The organism is Cupriavidus yeoncheonensis (assembly GCF_905397275.1).
GTDB classification, from domain to species: domain Bacteria; phylum Pseudomonadota; class Gammaproteobacteria; order Burkholderiales; family Burkholderiaceae; genus Cupriavidus; species Cupriavidus yeoncheonensis.
Genome location: NZ_CAJPUY010000009.1, coordinates 17,931 through 34,954 on the forward strand (window position 1 = coordinate 17,931; position 17,024 = coordinate 34,954).

Annotated in this window: 14 protein-coding genes and 1 riboswitch; of the genes, 4 read left to right on the top strand and 10 right to left on the bottom strand. The window is 66.6% G+C overall.

Going from position 1 to position 17,024, the window contains the following annotated elements; all coding sequences use genetic code 11:
• Window positions 1–18 precede the first annotated feature (18 nt).
• Complete coding sequence (locus KHO22_RS13625) at window positions 19–957, bottom strand: LysR family transcriptional regulator (protein WP_211947681.1); 939 nt, start codon at window positions 955–957, stop codon at window positions 19–21.
• Window positions 958–1,100: 143 nt separating this feature from the next.
• On the opposite strand from KHO22_RS13625, the gene KHO22_RS13630 reads away from it, so the two are divergent.
• The 3 genes from KHO22_RS13630 to KHO22_RS13640 are packed head-to-tail and all read left to right on the top strand — an operon-like array spanning window position 1,101 to window position 2,913.
• Window positions 1,101–1,532, top strand: coding sequence for a DoxX family protein (locus tag KHO22_RS13630; protein ID WP_211947904.1), 432 nt, complete (start codon window positions 1,101–1,103; stop codon window positions 1,530–1,532).
• 26 nt (window positions 1,533–1,558) lie between these two features.
• The gene (locus KHO22_RS13635) at window positions 1,559–1,990 is read left to right on the top strand and encodes a nuclear transport factor 2 family protein (RefSeq protein WP_211947682.1); all 432 of its coding nucleotides are present in this window, start codon (window positions 1,559–1,561) and stop codon (window positions 1,988–1,990) included.
• Window positions 1,987–2,913 (top strand): NADP-dependent oxidoreductase, encoded by a 927-nt coding sequence (locus KHO22_RS13640; RefSeq protein ID WP_211947683.1) that lies wholly within the window; start codon window positions 1,987–1,989, stop codon window positions 2,911–2,913. Before KHO22_RS13635 ends, KHO22_RS13640 begins: the two co-directional genes overlap by 4 nt.
• A gap of 263 nt (window positions 2,914–3,176) precedes the next feature.
• Here KHO22_RS13640 and ilvD read toward each other — a convergent pair whose 3' ends face one another.
• From ilvD to xdhA, 8 genes are all read right to left on the bottom strand, one after another.
• Complete coding sequence (ilvD, locus tag KHO22_RS13645; protein WP_211947684.1) at window positions 3,177–5,036, bottom strand: dihydroxy-acid dehydratase; 1,860 nt, start codon at window positions 5,034–5,036, stop codon at window positions 3,177–3,179.
• 219 nt (window positions 5,037–5,255) lie between these two features.
• The gene (locus KHO22_RS13650) at window positions 5,256–5,831 is read right to left on the bottom strand and encodes a TMEM165/GDT1 family protein (protein ID WP_211947685.1); all 576 of its coding nucleotides are present in this window, start codon (window positions 5,829–5,831) and stop codon (window positions 5,256–5,258) included.
• Window positions 5,832–5,856: 25 nt separating this feature from the next.
• Window positions 5,857–6,086: riboswitch (yybP-ykoY riboswitch) on the bottom strand.
• Between the two features lie 50 nt (window positions 6,087–6,136).
• A complete protein-coding gene (locus KHO22_RS13655) occupies window positions 6,137–7,279 on the bottom strand; it encodes a fatty acid desaturase (RefSeq protein WP_211947686.1) in 1,143 nt (380 codons plus the stop codon).
• A gap of 171 nt (window positions 7,280–7,450) precedes the next feature.
• Window positions 7,451–8,773 carry a guanine deaminase gene (guaD, locus tag KHO22_RS13660; RefSeq protein WP_211947687.1) on the bottom strand — a complete coding sequence of 441 codons (1,323 nt, stop codon included), beginning with the start codon at window positions 8,771–8,773 and terminating at the stop codon, window positions 7,451–7,453.
• A gap of 65 nt (window positions 8,774–8,838) precedes the next feature.
• Complete coding sequence (locus KHO22_RS13665) at window positions 8,839–9,894, bottom strand: adenosine deaminase (protein ID WP_211947688.1); 1,056 nt, start codon at window positions 9,892–9,894, stop codon at window positions 8,839–8,841.
• A 20-nt stretch (window positions 9,895–9,914) separates the two neighbouring features.
• A complete protein-coding gene (gene xdhC / locus KHO22_RS13670) occupies window positions 9,915–10,907 on the bottom strand; it encodes a xanthine dehydrogenase accessory protein XdhC (RefSeq protein WP_211947905.1) in 993 nt (330 codons plus the stop codon).
• A gap of 164 nt (window positions 10,908–11,071) precedes the next feature.
• Window positions 11,072–13,453, bottom strand: coding sequence for a xanthine dehydrogenase molybdopterin binding subunit (xdhB, locus tag KHO22_RS13675; RefSeq protein WP_211947689.1), 2,382 nt, complete (start codon window positions 13,451–13,453; stop codon window positions 11,072–11,074).
• A 12-nt stretch (window positions 13,454–13,465) separates the two neighbouring features.
• A complete protein-coding gene (xdhA, locus tag KHO22_RS13680) occupies window positions 13,466–14,968 on the bottom strand; it encodes a xanthine dehydrogenase small subunit (RefSeq protein WP_211947690.1) in 1,503 nt (500 codons plus the stop codon).
• A gap of 210 nt (window positions 14,969–15,178) precedes the next feature.
• Here xdhA and KHO22_RS13685 point away from each other — a divergent pair, with 210 nt between their 5' ends.
• Window positions 15,179–16,126: a LysR substrate-binding domain-containing protein gene (locus KHO22_RS13685; RefSeq protein ID WP_211947906.1), complete on the top strand. Its 948-nt coding sequence runs from the start codon at window positions 15,179–15,181 to the stop codon at window positions 16,124–16,126.
• Window positions 16,127–16,182: 56 nt separating this feature from the next.
• On the opposite strand, the gene KHO22_RS13690 is transcribed toward KHO22_RS13685, so the two are convergent.
• Entirely contained in the window at window positions 16,183–16,962 is a 780-nt protein-coding gene (locus KHO22_RS13690; protein WP_230426878.1) for an ABC transporter substrate-binding protein, read from the bottom strand.
• Window positions 16,963–17,024: the final 62 nt, after the last annotated feature.

Sequence of the window (17,024 nt, forward strand, 5' to 3'; positions counted from 1 at the left end):
GTTGGGTCCTCGGCCTTGTCAGCGCCGGGCGCCTGGCCGCTCTTGACACGATTGGAGCGGCTCCGCCTCGCCTCCCTTGAGCCTGCGAAGCAACCATTGCCCTGCCGGCCCAGGTGGCGTGTCTTTCCGGTAGACAGCAAACATCGGAATCGGCGGAGTATGCGGTTGGAACTGCTCGATCTGCAATCGTATGAGATGACCGGCATCCAGATCGTGCTGAACCATCTCGACCGGCATATGCCCCCATCCAAAGCCTGCCCGAAGAAATGCATGCTTGGCACCCAGATCGGCCAGATGCCAGGTCTGCGGCGAGAATACGTCGAAGGTCATGCCTTCGCTCAACGACGTGCGGTCGGTCAACACCAGCTGCACATGCGCCTTCAGGTCCCGCGGGCGAAGGATTCCTTTGCGGGCCGCCAACGGATGTGATGGACCAGTCACGGTCACCATGGGGACATCACGGAGCTTTTCCGCATCCAGGACCTCCGGGACGGAAGGCATCGAGCCGCTGATTCCCAGCCGGCATTTCTGCGCCAGCACGGGCTGCAGGACCGCGCCAAGTGCCTCGACATAGAGCCGCAGCGGCGTATGGGGAAATGCCTTCCGGAATGCACCGACCGCGTCGGTGAGCGAGGCCATCGGGTACATCACGTCCACCACCACCGAGAGCTCGGGCTCCAGTCCGTCGGCGATCGCTCTTGCCGTGGACTTGAAACCGTCCATCCCGCTCACGACCAGGCGAGCCTGCGCCAGCAGTGCCGTGCCCTCATCCGTGAGCCGCGGGTAACGCCCGCTGCGATCGAACAGTCGCACCCCGATCTGGCCCTCCAGATTGGCAAGCGTGTGGCTGACGACGGACTGCGCCCTCCGCAGCTTGCGACCCGCAGCGGAGAAGCTGCCTTCGTCCACGGCGGCAATGAAGGTACGGAGCTGGTCCAGCGAAACGGCGTCGAGCATCTATCTGTTCCGTAGATGGATAGCATCTAGAAATATAGGCTACCGACATGGATTTCGCCCGCCTAACCTTCTTCAGCACGGGGCGAGTCCCAGGCAGGCTTTCAATCCACGCAAACCATTTTTCATCTTCCCTTTCGAAAAGGATGCTCATCATGAACAAGAATCTCGCAAGTCCGCACATGGTTACTCCGGCCGTCGGCCGAATCCTCATCGCCGCCATCTTCCTCATCAGCGGTCTGGGCAAGCTGATGGCACCAGGCGCAACGATGGCCTACATCGCCTCCCTGGGATTGCCCGCACCGCTGCTTGGCTTTCTCGGTGCCCTGGTCCTTGAACTGGCAGGCGCCGTGCTGCTGGTCATCGGCTATCGCACGCGCATCGTTGCCTTGTTGCTGGCGGCCTATGCCGTGGTGACGGCGCTGATCTTCCACCACGCGCTGGCAGACCAGAATCAGATGTTCCACTTCCTGAAGAACTTCGCCATGGCTGGAGGACTGCTGCAGGTCGCTGCCTTCGGCAGCGGGGCGTTCGGCCTGGACGCGCGTCGCGCGCCGGCCAGCCAGGCCATCGCCTGAGCGATGCACAGACAGGAGAAACCATCATGAGCATCGCCGCAGAACTGTTGCAGCTTCACCTCCGGTGGCTGGTCGACGACAACCGGCAGTGGCAAGAACTGATTGCCGACGACATCGTCTGGGACCTGCCCTATGCACCGAGTCTCGGACATCCGTTGCGACTCGAGGGGCGCGAAGCTGTCCTTGGGCACGTGGCCTGGTTCATCGGCGCGGTCAAGGATTTTCGCTTTTTCGACGCCGTCGTCACTGCCACCGCGGACCCACACCACGCTGTGGCGCGTGTGCGTGCCGAAGGGTTGATTCCGTCAACCGGACGCACCTATCGCCAGGAGTACGTCGTCTTCCTGACCGCTCGTGACGGGCACATATCCCATCTGCGCGAGTATTTCGACCCCGTCCAGGCCGCGCTTGCGCTCGACGCCCCCATTGCGGGCGTTCCTTCGAGGAGCATCGGATGAAAGCCATACGTGTTGCCGCCTACGGCAGTCTTGATGCGATGACCGTGGCCGAGCTGGACGATCCCGTTCCCGGCGACGACGAAGTTCTGATCGACGTTGCCGCCGCCGGGGTCAATCCGATTGACTGGAAGATCGCCAGTGGCGCCATGAAAGCGTTCATTCCGCTTCCCTTGCCGTTTACTCCCGGTGTTGACGCCGCTGGCACGGTGCTCGCGGTCGGACGCAACGTGAGCACGCTGTCGCCAGGCGACGAGGTGATGGGCTTCATCGGCATTGTGGGTGCCTATGCAAGCCGCATCGTCGTGGACCCGGCACGTCTGGCGCGCAAGCCGGCGCGCCTGGGCTTCGCGCAAGCGGCAGCGGTTCCGGCCGCCACGCTGACCGCCTGGCAGGCGCTGCATGAACATGGCGAATTGCGCAAAGGCCAAAGGGTCCTGATTCACGCGGCGGCCGGTGGCGTGGGCAGTGCGGCGGTGCAGCTCGCAAGGCTCGCGGGAGCGCACGTGATCGGCACTGCTTCGGCCGGCAATCGCGAGTATGTGCAGGGCCTCGGCGCGACGGAGGTGATCGACTACCGCGCGAAGGATTTCGCGGAGCAGGTTTCCAATGTCGATCTGGTGCTCGACCTTGTCGGCGGCACGACGCAGGCGCGGTCGTGGTCGGTGCTGAAGCGCGGCGGCATTCTGGTTTCCACCGTCAGCAAGCCGGATACCGGGCGTGGCGACGAAGCACAGGCAACCGGCAGGCATTTCGCGACCCGCGCCGATGGGCCGCAACTCGCCGCGCTGGCAGCGCTCTATGCCTCGGGGGATCTGCGCACCCACGTTGATTCGGTCATTCCCCTCCCGGAGGCGAGCCGCGCGCTTGCAAGGAGCATGGCCGGCCATGTGCGGGGGAAGGTAGTCCTGGATACGACCGCTTAGCGAGTGCCTGTGCCAAAGCGACCGCCGGCGAGAGGGAGGTCGCTCGAAGGCTGGTACAGCATCCACGTCGACCTGGTGTGAATACGTGACTTCGATGACTTTCGTCACGCAGGCTATGCGGCCTGGAGGGGAGCGGCGAAAGGGGAATGTGGCGAGGCTCGCATCGCCGAAGCGCACGGACACCGTAGCCCAGCGATGAACCCATAAAAAAGCCGCCCCGAAGAGCGGCTTTCAGCGCAACCGGGCACCAGGCCCGCTGCGGATCAGTCGTCCAGCAACGACAGGTCGCGCACCGCACCCTTGTCCGCCGACATGACCAGCTTGGCATAGGCCTTGAGCGCAGCCGACACCTTGCGCGGACGCGCCTTGGCGGGCTTCCAGCCCCTGGCGTTCTGCTCTTCGCGGCGGCGTGCCAGTTCCTCGTCGGAGACGAGCACGTCGATCGTACGGTTCGGGATGTCGATGCGGATCTTGTCGCCGTCACGCACCAGGCCGATCGCGCCGCCGGCTGCGGCTTCCGGCGAGCAGTGGCCGATGGACAGGCCCGAGGTACCACCCGAGAAGCGGCCGTCGGTCAGCAGCGCGCATGCCTTGCCCAGGCCCTTGGACTTGATGTAGCTGGTCGGGTAGAGCATTTCCTGCATGCCGGGCCCGCCCTTCGGGCCTTCGTAGCGCACGATCACCACATCGCCGGCCTTGACCTTGTCGTTGAGGATGTTCTCGACGGCTTCGTCCTGCGATTCGGTGACGTGGGCGGAGCCCTCGAATACGAGGATGCTCTCATCGACGCCGGCAGTCTTCACCACGCAGCCGTCGAGCGCGATGTTGCCGGTCAGCACGGCCAGGCCGCCTTCCTTCGAGAACGCGTGCTCGTACGAGCGGATGCAGCCCTCGGCACGGTCCAGGTCCAGGCTGGGCCAGCGCGTGTTCTGGCTGAACGCGACCTGCGTCGGGATGCCGGCCGGGCCGGCCATGTAGAAGGTCCGCACGGCTTCGTCCTGCGTGCGGGTGATGTCCCACTGGTTCAGGGCATCGCCGAGCGTGGCGGCGTGCACGGTCGGCACGTCGGTGTGCAGCTTGCCGGCACGTTCCAGCTCGCCGAGGATGGCCATGATGCCGCCCGCGCGATGCACGTCTTCGATGTGGTACTTGTTCGTGTTCGGCGCCACCTTGCAGAGCTGCGGCACCACGCGCGACATGCGGTCGATATCGGTCATCGTGAAGTCGATCTCGGCTTCACGGGCAATTGCCAGCAGGTGCAGGATGGTGTTGGTGGAACCGCCCATGGCGATGTCCAGCGTCATCGCGTTCTCGAAGGCCTTGAAGCCCACCGAACGCGGCAGCACGCGCTCGTCGTTCTGCTCGTAGTACATGCGGGCCAGGTCCACGATGCGGCGGCCGGCGCGCTTAAACAGCTGTTCGCGGTCCGCGTGCGTGGCGACCACCGTGCCGTTGCCGGGCAGCGACAGGCCCAGTGCCTCGGTCAGGCAGTTCATCGAGTTGGCCGTGAACATGCCCGAGCAGGAACCGCAGGTCGGGCAGGCGGAACGCTCCACCTCGGCCACGTCGGCGTCGGAATAGGCCGGGTCGGCCGCGATCACCATGGCGTCCACGAGGTCGAGCTTCTTGAATTCGACGGCCTTGGTGACGGGGTTGGCCAGGCGCGTCTTGCCGGCTTCCATGGGGCCGCCCGAAACGAAGATCACGGGGATGTTCAGGCGCATCGCGGCCATCAGCATGCCCGGGGTGATCTTGTCGCAGTTCGAGATGCACACCATGGCGTCGGCGCAGTGCGCGTTGACCATGTACTCGACCGAGTCGGCGATGATGTCGCGGCTCGGCAGCGAATACAGCATGCCGTCGTGGCCCATGGCGATGCCGTCATCGACCGCGATGGTGTTGAACTCCTTGGCCACGCCGCCTGCGGCCTCGATCTCGCGCGCGACGAGCTGGCCCAGGTCCTTCAGGTGGACGTGGCCGGGCACGAACTGGGTGAACGAATTCACCACTGCGATGATCGGCTTGTTGAAGTCATCGTCTTTCATGCCGGTGGCGCGCCACAGGGAGCGGGCCCCCGCCATGTTACGGCCGGCGGTGGAAGTCTTGGAACGGTAAGCGGGCATTGTGGGGTTGTGGAAAATATCGCAGAAAGGATGCGGGGCCACGGGAATGGGGGCCCCTCGCGCGCCCGTGCGAACAACCTCTTGAGCTGCGCCCTGGGCAGAACCCGTGATTATCCCACACCGCTGGCAGCGCGTAGCCGGCGGGGCGGTGATCGCGCGCAGCATGCGGGGCATCCGGCCTTCGCGGCCCGGATGCCCCGATGCGTCCCTCTTGGAGGATCAGCCGCCGATATTCAGCAGCGCCAGCACGCCCAGCACCAGGAAGATGCCGGCGGCGATCTTGTGCACCAGGCCGATCGGCATCTTGTTGGCGAACTTGTCGCCAAGCAGCACGGCCGGCGCATTGGCCAGCATCATGCCGAAGGTGGTGCCGGCCACCACGGCGAGCACCGCGCCGTTGAAGCGGGCGGCCAGCGCGATCGTGGCGATCTGGGTCTTGTCGCCCATCTCGGCAAAGAAGAACGCGACGATGGTGGTGGCCAGGATGCCGAGCGCGCCCTTGACCGGCTTGGCCTCCTCGGCGTCGTCGAACTTGTCGGGGATCAGCATCCACGCGGCCATGGCGATGAAGCCCAGGCCCAGGATCCAGCGCAGCAGCGATTCGCCGAGCACATGGGTGATCCACCCGCCCAGCGCGCCGGCGAAGCCGTGGTTGACGATGGTGGCGATCAGGATGCCAAGGATGATGGGAACGGGCTTGCGATAGCGTGCGGCCAGGACGAGCGAGAGCAACTGCGTCTTGTCGCCCATTTCCGCGAGCGCGACGATGCCTGTGGAGACGAGGAAGGCTTCCATGTTGTTGTGTGAGTAACCGGGCCGCAATGCATCGCGAGATGCCAATGACACACACCTTTCCCGGCCCGGCCAGAAAGGTGAGGTCATCGGTCTCGCCAGGCCTTGGATCGGGCTGGGCCAGATGGCCAGCCGGGTCCGGAGCTGCGCACGCCATAACCGCAAGCGGTCAAGTCTGTTGACGTACGCCCCTGTCTGCCGGAATCCGCATTGCGCGGCGCGATCAGAGCAGGGCGGCTACTCCCCAATGGAAGCCGCGATTATAGCGGCGCCGGCGGTGGTCGTCCACCGCCGGAAAATGTGCGTTGTCAGGCCGGCACGGGCGACTGCTCGCTGGTGCGGCGGCCGCGGAAATCGGTCCAGCACAGCGCCTTGAAGTCGTACAGCTTGCAGCGGCGCGCGGTGTGGAAGTACCAGCGCCACGAGAAGTTCTCGATGATGATGCGGCCCGGCAGCGCATGTTCCAGCAGCGCCTGGGCGCGCTTCAGGCGGTACAGCGGCACGCTCATGTCCACATGGTGCGCGGTGTGTTCCATGATGTGGTGCAGCGCCGAGCCGATGCCGTGGCGGAAGCGCAGGTGCACGGTGGTCGAGACGAAGGGCTGGGCCCTGGCCCACATGGGCTTGGTGTCGTACCACGCCACGCTGGTGTGGGTGTGGTGCACGTACAGCACGAAGCCGACCGTCGCGTTCCAGACCAGGAAAGGCAGCACGAAACCGGCGCCGACCATCGTCCAGGCCGATTGCCCGGTGGCCAGCGCCGCCCAGACCAGCGCGCCGATCCACGCGATGCCGAAGGCCGCCACCAGCGCGCAGTCGGCCATGAAGATGGGCCGGCGCGTGGCCATCTGGCGCTTGCTCGGGAAGAACAGCTTGGACCACCAGATCTCGATCAGGTAGTACAGCCCGGCACCGAAGCCGTTGCGGTAGATGCGCTCCATCACGCGGCGCCAGCGCGGCAGCGCCTGGAATTCTTCCAGCGAATAGGGCGCCCAGACGAAATCGAAGCCCTTCAGGTTGGTGTAGCCGTGGTGGACGACGTTATGGCCGACTTCCCACAGGCTGTACGGCGTGAGCGACGGCAGGAACGTCAGCCGGCCCAGCCACTTGTTCAGGCCGCGGCGCGGCGTGAGGCTCTGGTGGCAGGCGTCATGCCCGATGATGAACAGCCGCGCGATGATCAACCCCGCCAGTACGCCCAGGCCCAGCTTGGCGGCCCAGTGCGGGGCCAGCACGACGCCGGCCAGCGTGGCCGCGAACAGGAGGTAGTCGAAGGCGAACAGCGCCAGCGCGCGCGGCGTGCTGCGCTGGCCAAGCGGGATCAGCCAGCCGCGGATGATCTTTCGCGACGGCAGCGGCTGGTCGGGGGCAATCGGATCGGGAAACGGCTGGTCGGTGGCGGCCGGTGCTTCAAACGTTACCTCGGGATGCGTGGCAGCGGTGGTGGTCATGGAAACCTTCAGGTTGCAGGCGTTGCTGAAGGCCTGATGTGGCCGGCAACGGAACCGTAAAGGTTAGAGGGCTTCGCCGGTCCGAGTCTTGACCACCGTCAATTCGTGCCGGAGCGCTCCCGGGTAATAGCGACCCGCGGCCGCGCGCTGCGGCCGCAGGTAGGTCAGTCATCACATGACCGGCGCCTGCACTGCCTCGCCCATCACATAGACGCTGTCGATCACGCGGTCGTCGCCGAGCATGGCAAAGGCGAACAGCTGTTCTTCCAGCGATTCGGAACGTCCGCTGCGGCGGGCGATCAGCGGCGTGGCTTGCGGGTCCAGCACGATGAAGTCAGCCTCGCAGCCTTCGCTGAAGCTGCCGATGCGGTCGGACCAGCCAAGCGCCTCGGCCGCGGCACGCGTGGCCAGGTAGAACATGCGCAGCGCCGTCAGGTGATACCCGCCCATGCGCGCGACCTTGTGCGCGGCGTTCATGGTGCGGAACATCGAGAACGAGGTGCCGCCGCCGACGTCGGTGGCCAGCGTCACGTTCAGGCGGTTGGCGTCGGACTGATGGAAGTCGTAGAAGCCGCTGCCGAGGAACAGGTTCGAGGTCGGGCAGTGCGCGACCGCGGCGCCGCTGTCGGCCAGGCGCCGGCGGTCATCCTGGTCCAGGTAGATCGCGTGGCCGTAGAACGCGCCCGGGCGCAGCAGGCCGTAGCGGTCGTACACGTCCAGGTAGCTGCGCGCGTCCGGGAACAGCTCGGCCACCCATTTCACCTCGTCGCGGTTCTCGGCGACGTGGGTCTGGATGAAGGCGTCCGGATAGGCCCTGGCCAGTTCGCCGCAGGCGGCAAGCTGGGCTTCGGTCGAGGTCGGGGCGAAACGCGGCGTGATGGCGTAGGCCAGGCGGCCCTTGTTATGCCAGCGCGACATCAGGTCGGCCGAATCGCGCGCGCCGGTTTCGGCGGTGTCGCGCAGGAACTCGGGGCAGTTGCGGTCCATCATCACCTTGCCGGTGATCATGCGCAGGTTGCGCTGCTCGCTCTCGGCAAACAGCGCCTCGGCCGAGGCTTTGTGCACGGTGCTCCAGACCACCGCGCTGGTGGTGCCGTTGCGCAGCAGTTCGTCGGTGAAGAAGCCGGCCACCGCACGCGCGTATTCGGGCTCGGCGAAGCGCCGTTCCTCGGGGAAGGTGTAGGTGTCCAGCCAGTGCAGCAGGCCCGGCGACGGCGACGCGATGATGTCGGTCTGCGGGTAGTGCACATGCGTGTCGATGAAGCCCGGCACGATCAGCTTGCCGCGGTGGTCCACCACCTCGGCGCCGGCCGGGATGCGCGACGCGAGCGCGGCGTAGTCGCCGGCCGCGACGATGCGGCCGGCGGTGACGATCAGCAGACCATCTTCCCAATACTGATAGGCGTCCTCGTGGAACTGCGGGTCGTGCAGGAAATGCAGCACGCGGCCGCGGATCGCGCGGGTAATGGACGGGGTCGGGGGAGTGGTCGTCATGGTCTGTCTCTCGGGACCGGCCCGCGCAAGCGCGCGGGGGGCCGGGCTATGGGTATGCGCCGTGCTCAGGCCGCGGGGGCCGTGGCAGGCGGGGAGGTGGGCAGGGCCGACCAGAAGTGGTCGACTTCCGCCAGGAACTCGGCCTTCTGCACGGGGTGCAGGAAAGCCGCTTCAAAACTGTTGCGCGCGAGCTTGTGGGCGTCGGCCGCATCGAGCGGCAGCGCTTCGAACGTGGCCTCCCAGTTGGCGTTCATGTAGCCGCCGAAGTAGGCCGGGTCGTCCGAATGCAGCGTGACCATGACGCCGGCATCGAGCATGCGCTTGAGCGGATGCTCGCGCAGGTCCGGATGCACCTTGAGCTTCTGGTTCGACAGCGGGCACACCGTCAGCGCCACGCGCTCGCGCGCCAGGCGCTCGATCAGCGCGGCATCGTCGATCGAACGCACGCCGTGGTCGATGCGCTCGACCTTGAGGATGTCCAGCGCGTCGATGACATATTGCGCGGGGCCTTCCTCGCCGGCATGGGCCACCAGGCGCAGGCCGAGTTCGCGGGCACGCGCGAACACGCGCGCGAATTTTTCTGGCGGGTTGCCCTTCTCGGAGGAGTCCAGCCCGACGCCGACAAAGCGGTCGCGGAAGGGCAGCGCGGCCTCCAGCGTCGCGAACGCGTCTTCCTCCGACAGGTGCCGCAGGAAGCAGAGGATCAGGCTGCTCGAGAAATCGTATTCGGTACGCGCCTGGGCCAGCGCGTCGGCGATGCCGTCGATCACCGTGCCGATCGCCACGCCGCGCGCGGTATGGGTCTGCGGATCGAAGAAGATCTCGGCGTGGCGGACGTTGTCGGCGACGGCGCGCTTGACGTAGTCCATCGTCATGTCGAAGAAATCCTCTTCCGTCAGCAGCACGCTGGCGCCGGCGTAGTAGATGTCCAGGAACGATTGCAGGTCGGTGAACGCGTACGCCGCGCGCAGGGCCTCGACGCTCGCGTAGGGCAGGTTCACCTGGTTGCGCTGGGCCAGCCGGAAGATCAGCTCGGGTTCGAGCGTGCCTTCGATATGCACGTGCAGTTCAGCCTTGGGAGTACGGCGGATCTTGTCCGCCAGCGCGGCATCGATGGTCATGTGGGGCCTCGGTCTTGTGGTTACGGATGCACCGTCTCCCCGTGGCTCGCGTGCAGCGCGGCGAGACGCTGGTCGCGGACCTGCAGCAACTGGGCGACGATGGCTACCGCAATCATAGCCGGAGCCTTGTCCGTGATCCCCGATACCCCCATCGGGCATGTCATTTCCGGGAAGCGGGCCGGGTCGACGCCGTAGTCCGCGAGCCGGTGCTCGAAGCGCGCGCGCTTGGTCCTGGACCCGATCAGCCCGAAGTACGCAAAGTCCGTGCGCCGGAAGATCTCCTCGCACAGGGTCTGGTCCAGCGCGTGGCTGTGGGTCATGACCAGGAAGTAGCTGCCCGCGGGCGCCTGCGCCACCACGGCTTCGGGCGTGTCGCTGGCCTCGGCCTCGACGTTGCCGGGCAGGCCGGCCGGGAACAGCGTGTCGCGCTCGTCTACCCAGTGCACGCGGCACGGCAGGGTGGCCAGCACCTTGACCAGCGCATGGCCGACGTGGCCGGCGCCGAACAGGACGACGTGCATCTCGTCGGGCACCAGGGTGTCGGTCCAGGAGCCATCGGCTTCCAGCGCGACTGCGGGCAGGACCGTACGGGCTTCGGCAAAGGACACGGCACCACGGGCCGGCACCGTGCGCTGCAATGACTTGCCTGCTGCAAAAGCGGCTTCGACGGCATCCAGCCAGCGCAGGTCGTCCTGGCCGAGGACTTCGAAAGCGAGTTGCACGACGCCGCCGCAGCACTGGCCGAGCGCCGGGCCCAGCGGAATGCGCTCGATGCGGCGCTGTTCCGTGCCTGCTTCAAGCATGGCCCGCGCGATATCCATGCCGCGCCATTCGAGATGCCCGCCACCGATGGTGCCGATCAGGTCGTTGGCGCTGACCAGCATGCGGATGCCCGGCTCGCGCGGCGCGGAGCCCTTGACTTCGACGATTGTGACCATCGCCACCGGCACGCCGGTGCGCACCAGGCGCGCGGCGTCGGCGAAGCGGAAGGGTTTGAGCGGTGCATCCTGCATGTGGGGGCCTTTGTCCATGACGCCGGCTGCTGCCGGTCTCGTTGTCAATGGTGTTGTCTGTTGCTTGCCAGGGTGGTGGCGCGCACCTGCGCGGGCGGCCGGCCCCTTGCCCGCCCACGGGCAGGCAAGAGGGGAAAGTCCGGCGGGCCCGGCAGGCGCGCGCGTCAGGCCGGCTGTGCGGCGGCTTCGCGCATATCGCGCCTATCGCACATCTCGCGCACGGCTTCCACGGCGTCCAGGATGGCTTCGCTGGTGGCCGGCGCGCGCAGCGGCGGGTTGACTTCATAGTCACCCACGGCCGCGATCGCATCGCGGATCGCGAAGAACACCGAGAACGGCAGCAGCAGCGGCGGCTCGCCCACAGCCTTGGAGCGGTGGATGCTGTCCTCCACGTTGCGGTTCTGGAACAGGCGTACGTTGAACTCTTCGGGGCAGTCGTTGACGGTCGGGATCTTGTAGGTGGACGGCGCGTGCGTCATCAGCTTGCCGGCCTGGTTCCACCACAGTTCTTCGGTCGTCAGCCAGCCCATGCCCTGGATGAAGGCGCCTTCCACCTGGCCGATGTCGATGGCCGGGTTCAGCGACTTGCCCGCGTCGTGCAACGCGTCGGCGCGCAGCAGCTTCCATTCGCCGGTCAGCGTGTCCACCAGCACCTCGGAGCAGGCCGCGCCGTAGGCGAAGTAGTAGAACGGCCGGCCATGCAACTTCTTCTGGTCCCAGTGCAGCTTGGGCGTGGTGTAGAAGCCGTCGGACCACAGCTGGACGCGCGCCACATAGGCTTCGCGGGCCAGGTCGCCGAAGGACGCGCGCAGTTCGCCGGCGACGACGAGGTCGTCATTGAAGCGCACGGTATCGACTTCAACGCCTGCCTTGCGGGCGATAAAGGCGGCCAGGCGCTCGCGGATCTGGCGCGCGGCGTCCTGCGCGGCCTTGCCGTTCAGGTCGGCGCCGGTCGATGCCGCGGTGGCCGAGGTATTGGCCACCTTGCTGGTGTCGGTCGCGGTCACGCGCACGCGCTCCAGGCGGATGCCCAGTTCATGCGCCACCACCATCGCCACCTTGGTGTTCAGGCCCTGGCCCATTTCGGTGCCGCCGTGGTTCACCAGCACCGAGCCGTCGTTGTACACGTGCACGAGCGCGCCGGCCTGGTTGTAGTGCGCCACGTTGAACGAGATGCCGAACTTCACCGGCGTGATCGCGATGCCCTTCTTCAGGACCGGGCTACTCGCGTTGAATGCACGCGTGGCTTCGCGGCGCGCGCGGTATTCGCTGGTGGCCACCAGTTCGTCGATCAGTTCGTGGATGACGTTGTCTTCCACGGTCTGGCCATACGGCGTGACATTGCGCTCGGTCTTGCCGTAGAAGTTGGCGCGGCGCACGTCCAGCGAATCCTTGCCGACATTGCGCGCCACGTTGTCGAGGATGTACTCGATCGCGAACGCGCCCTGGGGCCCGCCGAAGCCGCGGAACGCGGTATTGCTCTGCGTGTTGGTCTTGCCGCAGTAGCCGTCGATCTGCACGTTCGGCAGCCAGTAGGCGTTGTCGAAGTGGCAGATCGCGCGGGTCATCACCGGTCCGGACAGGTCGGCCGAGAAGCCGGCGCGCGAGACCATGTCGATCTTCACGCCTTCGATGCGGCCCTCGGTGTCGTGGCCGACTTCGTAGTCGAACACGAAGTCATGGCGCTTGCCGGTGATCATCATGTCGTCGTCGCGGTCCGGGCGCAGCTTGACCGGGCACAGCAGCTTCCATGCCGCCAGCGCGGCGCAGCACGCGAACATCGCCGACTGCGATTCCTTGCCGCCGAAACCGCCGCCCATGCGGCGGCACTCCACCAGCACCTGGTGCGCGTGCCAGCCCAGCATATGGGCCACGGCGTGCTGCATCTCGGTCGGGTGCTGGGTCGAGCACCATACGTGCATGCCGTCGTTCTCGCGCGGCGCGGCGTAGGCGATCTGGCCTTCCAGGTAGAACTGTTCCTGCCCGCCCAGGCGGATATTGCCCGCGTCGCGCTGCGCCGCGGCGGCGATATGCTGCTGCGGCTCGCCGCGGGTCAGGTGCATCGGCGGCAGCACATAGCTGCCGGCCGCGTGCGCGGCCTCGGGCGACAGCACCGGCGGCAGGTCTTCATACTCGATCGCGCCCAGCCGTGCCGCGCGGCGCGCCGCGTCGTGCGACGTGGCCACCACCACGAAGATCGGCTGGCCGATGAACTGCACCACGTCGCGAACCAGGATGGGGTCGTCGTGGATGATCGGACCGCAGTCGTTGACGCCGGGAATGTCGTCCACGGTCAGCACGTCGACGACGCCCGGCGCGGCGCGCACCTTGTCGAGCGAAATCGACTTGATGCGGGCATGGGCGCGGCTGCTCATGCCGAGCGCCGCGTGCAGCGTGCCGGCCAGTTCGGGAATGTCGTCGGTATAGGTGGCGGTGCCCGCCACGTGCAGGTGAGCGGATTCATGCGGGCGCGAGATGCCGACCTGCGGCACGGTCTCGTCGGCGACGCTGGCGTCGAGCAGGAAGGGTTCGGTTTGCTTGTTCATGCCGATCTCTCCTCAGGCCGTGACGGTTGCAGTGGCGCCGGCGCCGATCGCGCGGACGTTGACGGCGGATGCGGGCAGCGCATCGGCGCACGTCTCCAGCCAGAAGCGGTACAGCAGGTTGGCGGCCCCGCGTGTGCGGTACGAGGCGGTCGAACGCATGTCGCTCAGCGGCGTGAAGTCCTGCGACAGGGCAGCCATGCCGGCGCGCACGGTGGCTTCGTTCCAGGGCTGGCCGCTCAGCGCGGCTTCAGCAGCCGCGCCGCGCCTGGGCGTGGCGGCCATGCCGCCGAACGCGATGCGCGCCTGCGTGACCACGCCTTGCTCGACGGTAATGCCGAATGCGGCGCACACGGCGGAAATATCCTCGTCAAAGCGTTTGGACAACTTGTAGGTCCTGAAGTGCTGCGGGCCCTTGACCGGGACGCGCAGCGCGGCCACGAACTCGCCCTCGGTCATGGCCGTTTTCTGGTAGGCCAGGTAAAGGTCTTCGAGCGGCAGCGTACGGCGCGTCTCGCCATGCTGCAGCACCACTTCGGCGCCGAGCGCGATCAGGGCCGGCATCGAGTCGCCGATCGGCGAGCCGTTGGCGATATTGCCGCCGAGCGTGCCGGCATTGCGGATCGGCAGCGAGGCGAAGCGCTTCCACATCTCTTCGAGTTCGGGGTGCGCGGCGGTCAGCGCCGCATAAGCCTTCTCCAGCGTCACGCCGGCGCCGATCTCGATCATGCCGTCGCGTTCGGTGACCGACTGCAGGTCTTCCACCTGGCCGATATAGAGCAGGTTGCCCAGTTCGCGGAACTGCTTGGTGACCCACAGGCCCACGTCGGTGCTGCCCGCCAGGATGCGGATGCCGGGTTCGGCTGCCTTGATGGCGCCGAACTCCGCCGCGGTGCGCGGGGCGTAGAAGTCCTGTCCCCCGGCGCTGTAGCGGAAGGTCTCGCCGCGCTTCAGGTTGCGCAGCTTGTCGGCGATCTGCTTCGGATCGAGCTTGCTGGCGTGCGGGGCGGGCAGGGCCATCATGCGCTCGCCGGCGTCGATGATGGGGCGGTAGCCGGTGCAGCGGCACAGGTTGCCGGTCAGCGCGTCGCAGATGGTCTGGCGCGCCGGTGCTTCGCCGCCCGGGGTGTGCTGCTGGTACAGCGCCCACAGCGACATGACGAAGCCGGGCGTGCAGAAGCCGCATTGCGAACCGTGGCATTCGACCATGGCTTCCTGCACCGGGTGCAGGGTGCCGTCGGCCTGGCGCAGGTCCTCGACGGTGATCAGTGCCTTGCCGTCGAGCGTGGGCAGGAACTGGATGCAGGCGTTGACGGCCTTGAATTCGACATCGCCGCCGTCCTGCAGCTCGCCGATCACGACGGTGCAGGCGCCGCAGTCGCCCTCGGCGCAGCCTTCCTTGGTGCCGGTGCAGCGGACGTCCTCGCGCAGGTACTGCAGCACGGTGCGGGTAACGGGGGCGTCGGATACTTCCCTGACCTGGCCGCGGTGGAAAAAGCGGATGGTTTGCGTCTCCATGGTCTTTATCTCGTTCTGTGATGGCGGAAACATAGCATTGGCGCAATTCATGCAATATTCCGCCCAGGTGATATGCCCCATCAGAATGCCCGTCCGTCGGCTCGCCCGTCACGCGGATTGACCGATGCCGGGTTGCGTGACATACACTATGCGCCGTTCCCTTACCCCACGCCAGCCTGCCGGCCCAGCCCCGGCATGACCCCTATCGCCATGCACGGACGCGACCATCTCGATACCTATTTGCTGCGGGTGCTCCACACCCTGCTGACCGAGCAGAGCGTGACCCGCACCGCCGTGCGCCTGGGCCAGTCGCAGCCGGCGATCAGCAATACGCTCAAGCGCCTGCGCGAGATCACCGGCGACGCCATTTTGGTGCGGGGCAAGAACGGCATGGTGCCGACCGAGCGCGGGCGCGAGCTGCTGGCGCTGGCCGAGCAGAGCCTGGCGGCGATGGACCGCATCGCCCGGCCGCCGCAGCAGTTCGACCCGGCCACCACTACCCGTACCTTCCACCTGGGCGCGCCGGACTACCTGGACGCCTTCTTCCTGCCCAACATCGTCGAGCGCATGCGCCGTCTGGCGCCGGGGGCCAAGCTGTTCGTGCATCCGATGACCTCGTCGAGCGACTTCCTCGAAGACCTGGAGCAGGGGCAACTGGACATCGTCGTCGGCAACTGGCTGTCGCCGCCCGAACACCTGCATATCTCGCCGCTGTTCGACGACGAGGTGGTCTGCATGCTGGGCGGCCAGCACCCGCTGGCGCGCAAGGGGCTGACGCTCAAACACTACCTGGAGATGCCCCACCTGGCGCCGGCGCCCTATGCGTCGATGCAGCGCAGCATGATCGACCAGGCGCTGGCCGAACAGGGCTACAAGCGCAATATCCAGGTAACGCTGCCGTATTTCGGGCTGGTGCCGTATGTGCTGATGAAGACCGATATGGTGTTCACCACCGGGCGCCAGTTTGCTGCGCACTATGCGCAGTACCTGCCGATCCGGATGGTGCCTTCGCCGGTGACGTTCCCGCGCATGCGCTTCTACCAGCTCTGGCACGAGCGGTGCCATGCGGCGCCGGATGTGATGTGGATGCGCAGGATGATTGCCGAGGTCGCCGCCGACCTGCCGCAACTGCCCCGGCTGGAGGCGGAGGCGGGCTGAAACGGGAAAGGGCGGCGCAGGGCTGCCCTGGAGCCGCGGCAGTGGCGCTGACCGGCTTACTTGCTGGCTTGCGCAGCCTTGTAGTCGGGGAAGAACAGCTGTTCGCCCTCCACCTTGTAGCCCGCGATAGCCTGCTGGCCTTCCGGCGAGGTAATCCACTCCACGAGCTTCATCGCGTCGGCGTAGTTGGTGCCCGCGTGCCTGGCCGGGTTGACCGCGATGATCCCGTACGGATTGAACATCTTCGGGTCACCCTGCACCGCGATGGCCAGCCCCGTCTTGGCGCGATAGGCGCCATAGGTGGCGCGGTCCGACAGCGTATAGGCCGGCATCTGCGCGGCCATGGTCAGGACCTCGCCCATGCCGAGGCCCGCGTTGACGTACCAGGGCTGGCCCTTCGGCTCGATGCCGACTTGCTTCCAGTAGTCCTTCTCCATCACGTCGGTGCCTGAATTGTCGCCGCGCGAGATGAACTTGCTGCCGCTGCCCGCCAGCTTGCGCAAGCCTGCGAGGACATCCTTGCCCCCCCTGATGCCAGCCGGGTCGCTGGCCGGACCCACCACGATGAAGTCGTTGTGCATGACGTCGCGTCGATTGACGCCGTAGCCGGCCGCCACGAACTCGTCTTCCATCTTGCGGGCGTGCACGAGCAGCACGTCCACGTCGCCCATCTCGCCCATCTTCATGGCCTTGCCCGAGCCCACGGCAATGACCTTGACGTTCACGCCGGACTTTTGCTCGAACTTCGGCAGCAGGTACTTGAGCAGGCCAGAGTTTTCCGTGCTGGTGGTCGTGGCCAGCTTCAGTTCGCCCGCCTGGGCGGCGCAGAGCGCCATCAGGCAGGCGATGCCGGCTACGACGGGAAGCTTGCGGAATGCGGGCCGTGACATGTGGGTTC

Bases quoted from the DNA above. Each gene is read 5' to 3' on its own strand.
- KHO22_RS13625 (WP_211947681.1), bottom strand. From the start codon at position 957: ATGCTCGACGCCGTTTCGCTGGACCAGCTCCGTACCTTCATTGCCGCC.
- KHO22_RS13630 (WP_211947904.1), top strand. From the start codon at position 1,101: ATGCTCATCATGAACAAGAATCTCGCAAGTCCGCACATGGTTACTCCG.
- KHO22_RS13635 (WP_211947682.1), top strand. From the start codon at position 1,559: ATGAGCATCGCCGCAGAACTGTTGCAGCTTCACCTCCGGTGGCTGGTC.
- KHO22_RS13640 (WP_211947683.1), top strand. From the start codon at position 1,987: ATGAAAGCCATACGTGTTGCCGCCTACGGCAGTCTTGATGCGATGACC.
- ilvD (WP_211947684.1), bottom strand. From the start codon at position 5,036: ATGCCCGCTTACCGTTCCAAGACTTCCACCGCCGGCCGTAACATGGCG.
- KHO22_RS13650 (WP_211947685.1), bottom strand. From the start codon at position 5,831: ATGGAAGCCTTCCTCGTCTCCACAGGCATCGTCGCGCTCGCGGAAATG.
- KHO22_RS13655 (WP_211947686.1), bottom strand. From the start codon at position 7,279: ATGACCACCACCGCTGCCACGCATCCCGAGGTAACGTTTGAAGCACCG.
- guaD (WP_211947687.1), bottom strand. From the start codon at position 8,773: ATGACGACCACTCCCCCGACCCCGTCCATTACCCGCGCGATCCGCGGC.
- KHO22_RS13665 (WP_211947688.1), bottom strand. From the start codon at position 9,894: ATGACCATCGATGCCGCGCTGGCGGACAAGATCCGCCGTACTCCCAAG.
- xdhC (WP_211947905.1), bottom strand. From the start codon at position 10,907: ATGCAGGATGCACCGCTCAAACCCTTCCGCTTCGCCGACGCCGCGCGC.
- xdhB (WP_211947689.1), bottom strand. From the start codon at position 13,453: ATGAACAAGCAAACCGAACCCTTCCTGCTCGACGCCAGCGTCGCCGAC.
- xdhA (WP_211947690.1), bottom strand. From the start codon at position 14,968: ATGGAGACGCAAACCATCCGCTTTTTCCACCGCGGCCAGGTCAGGGAA.
- KHO22_RS13685 (WP_211947906.1), top strand. From the start codon at position 15,179: ATGCACGGACGCGACCATCTCGATACCTATTTGCTGCGGGTGCTCCAC.
- KHO22_RS13690 (WP_230426878.1), bottom strand. From the start codon at position 16,962: ATGGCGCTCTGCGCCGCCCAGGCGGGCGAACTGAAGCTGGCCACGACC.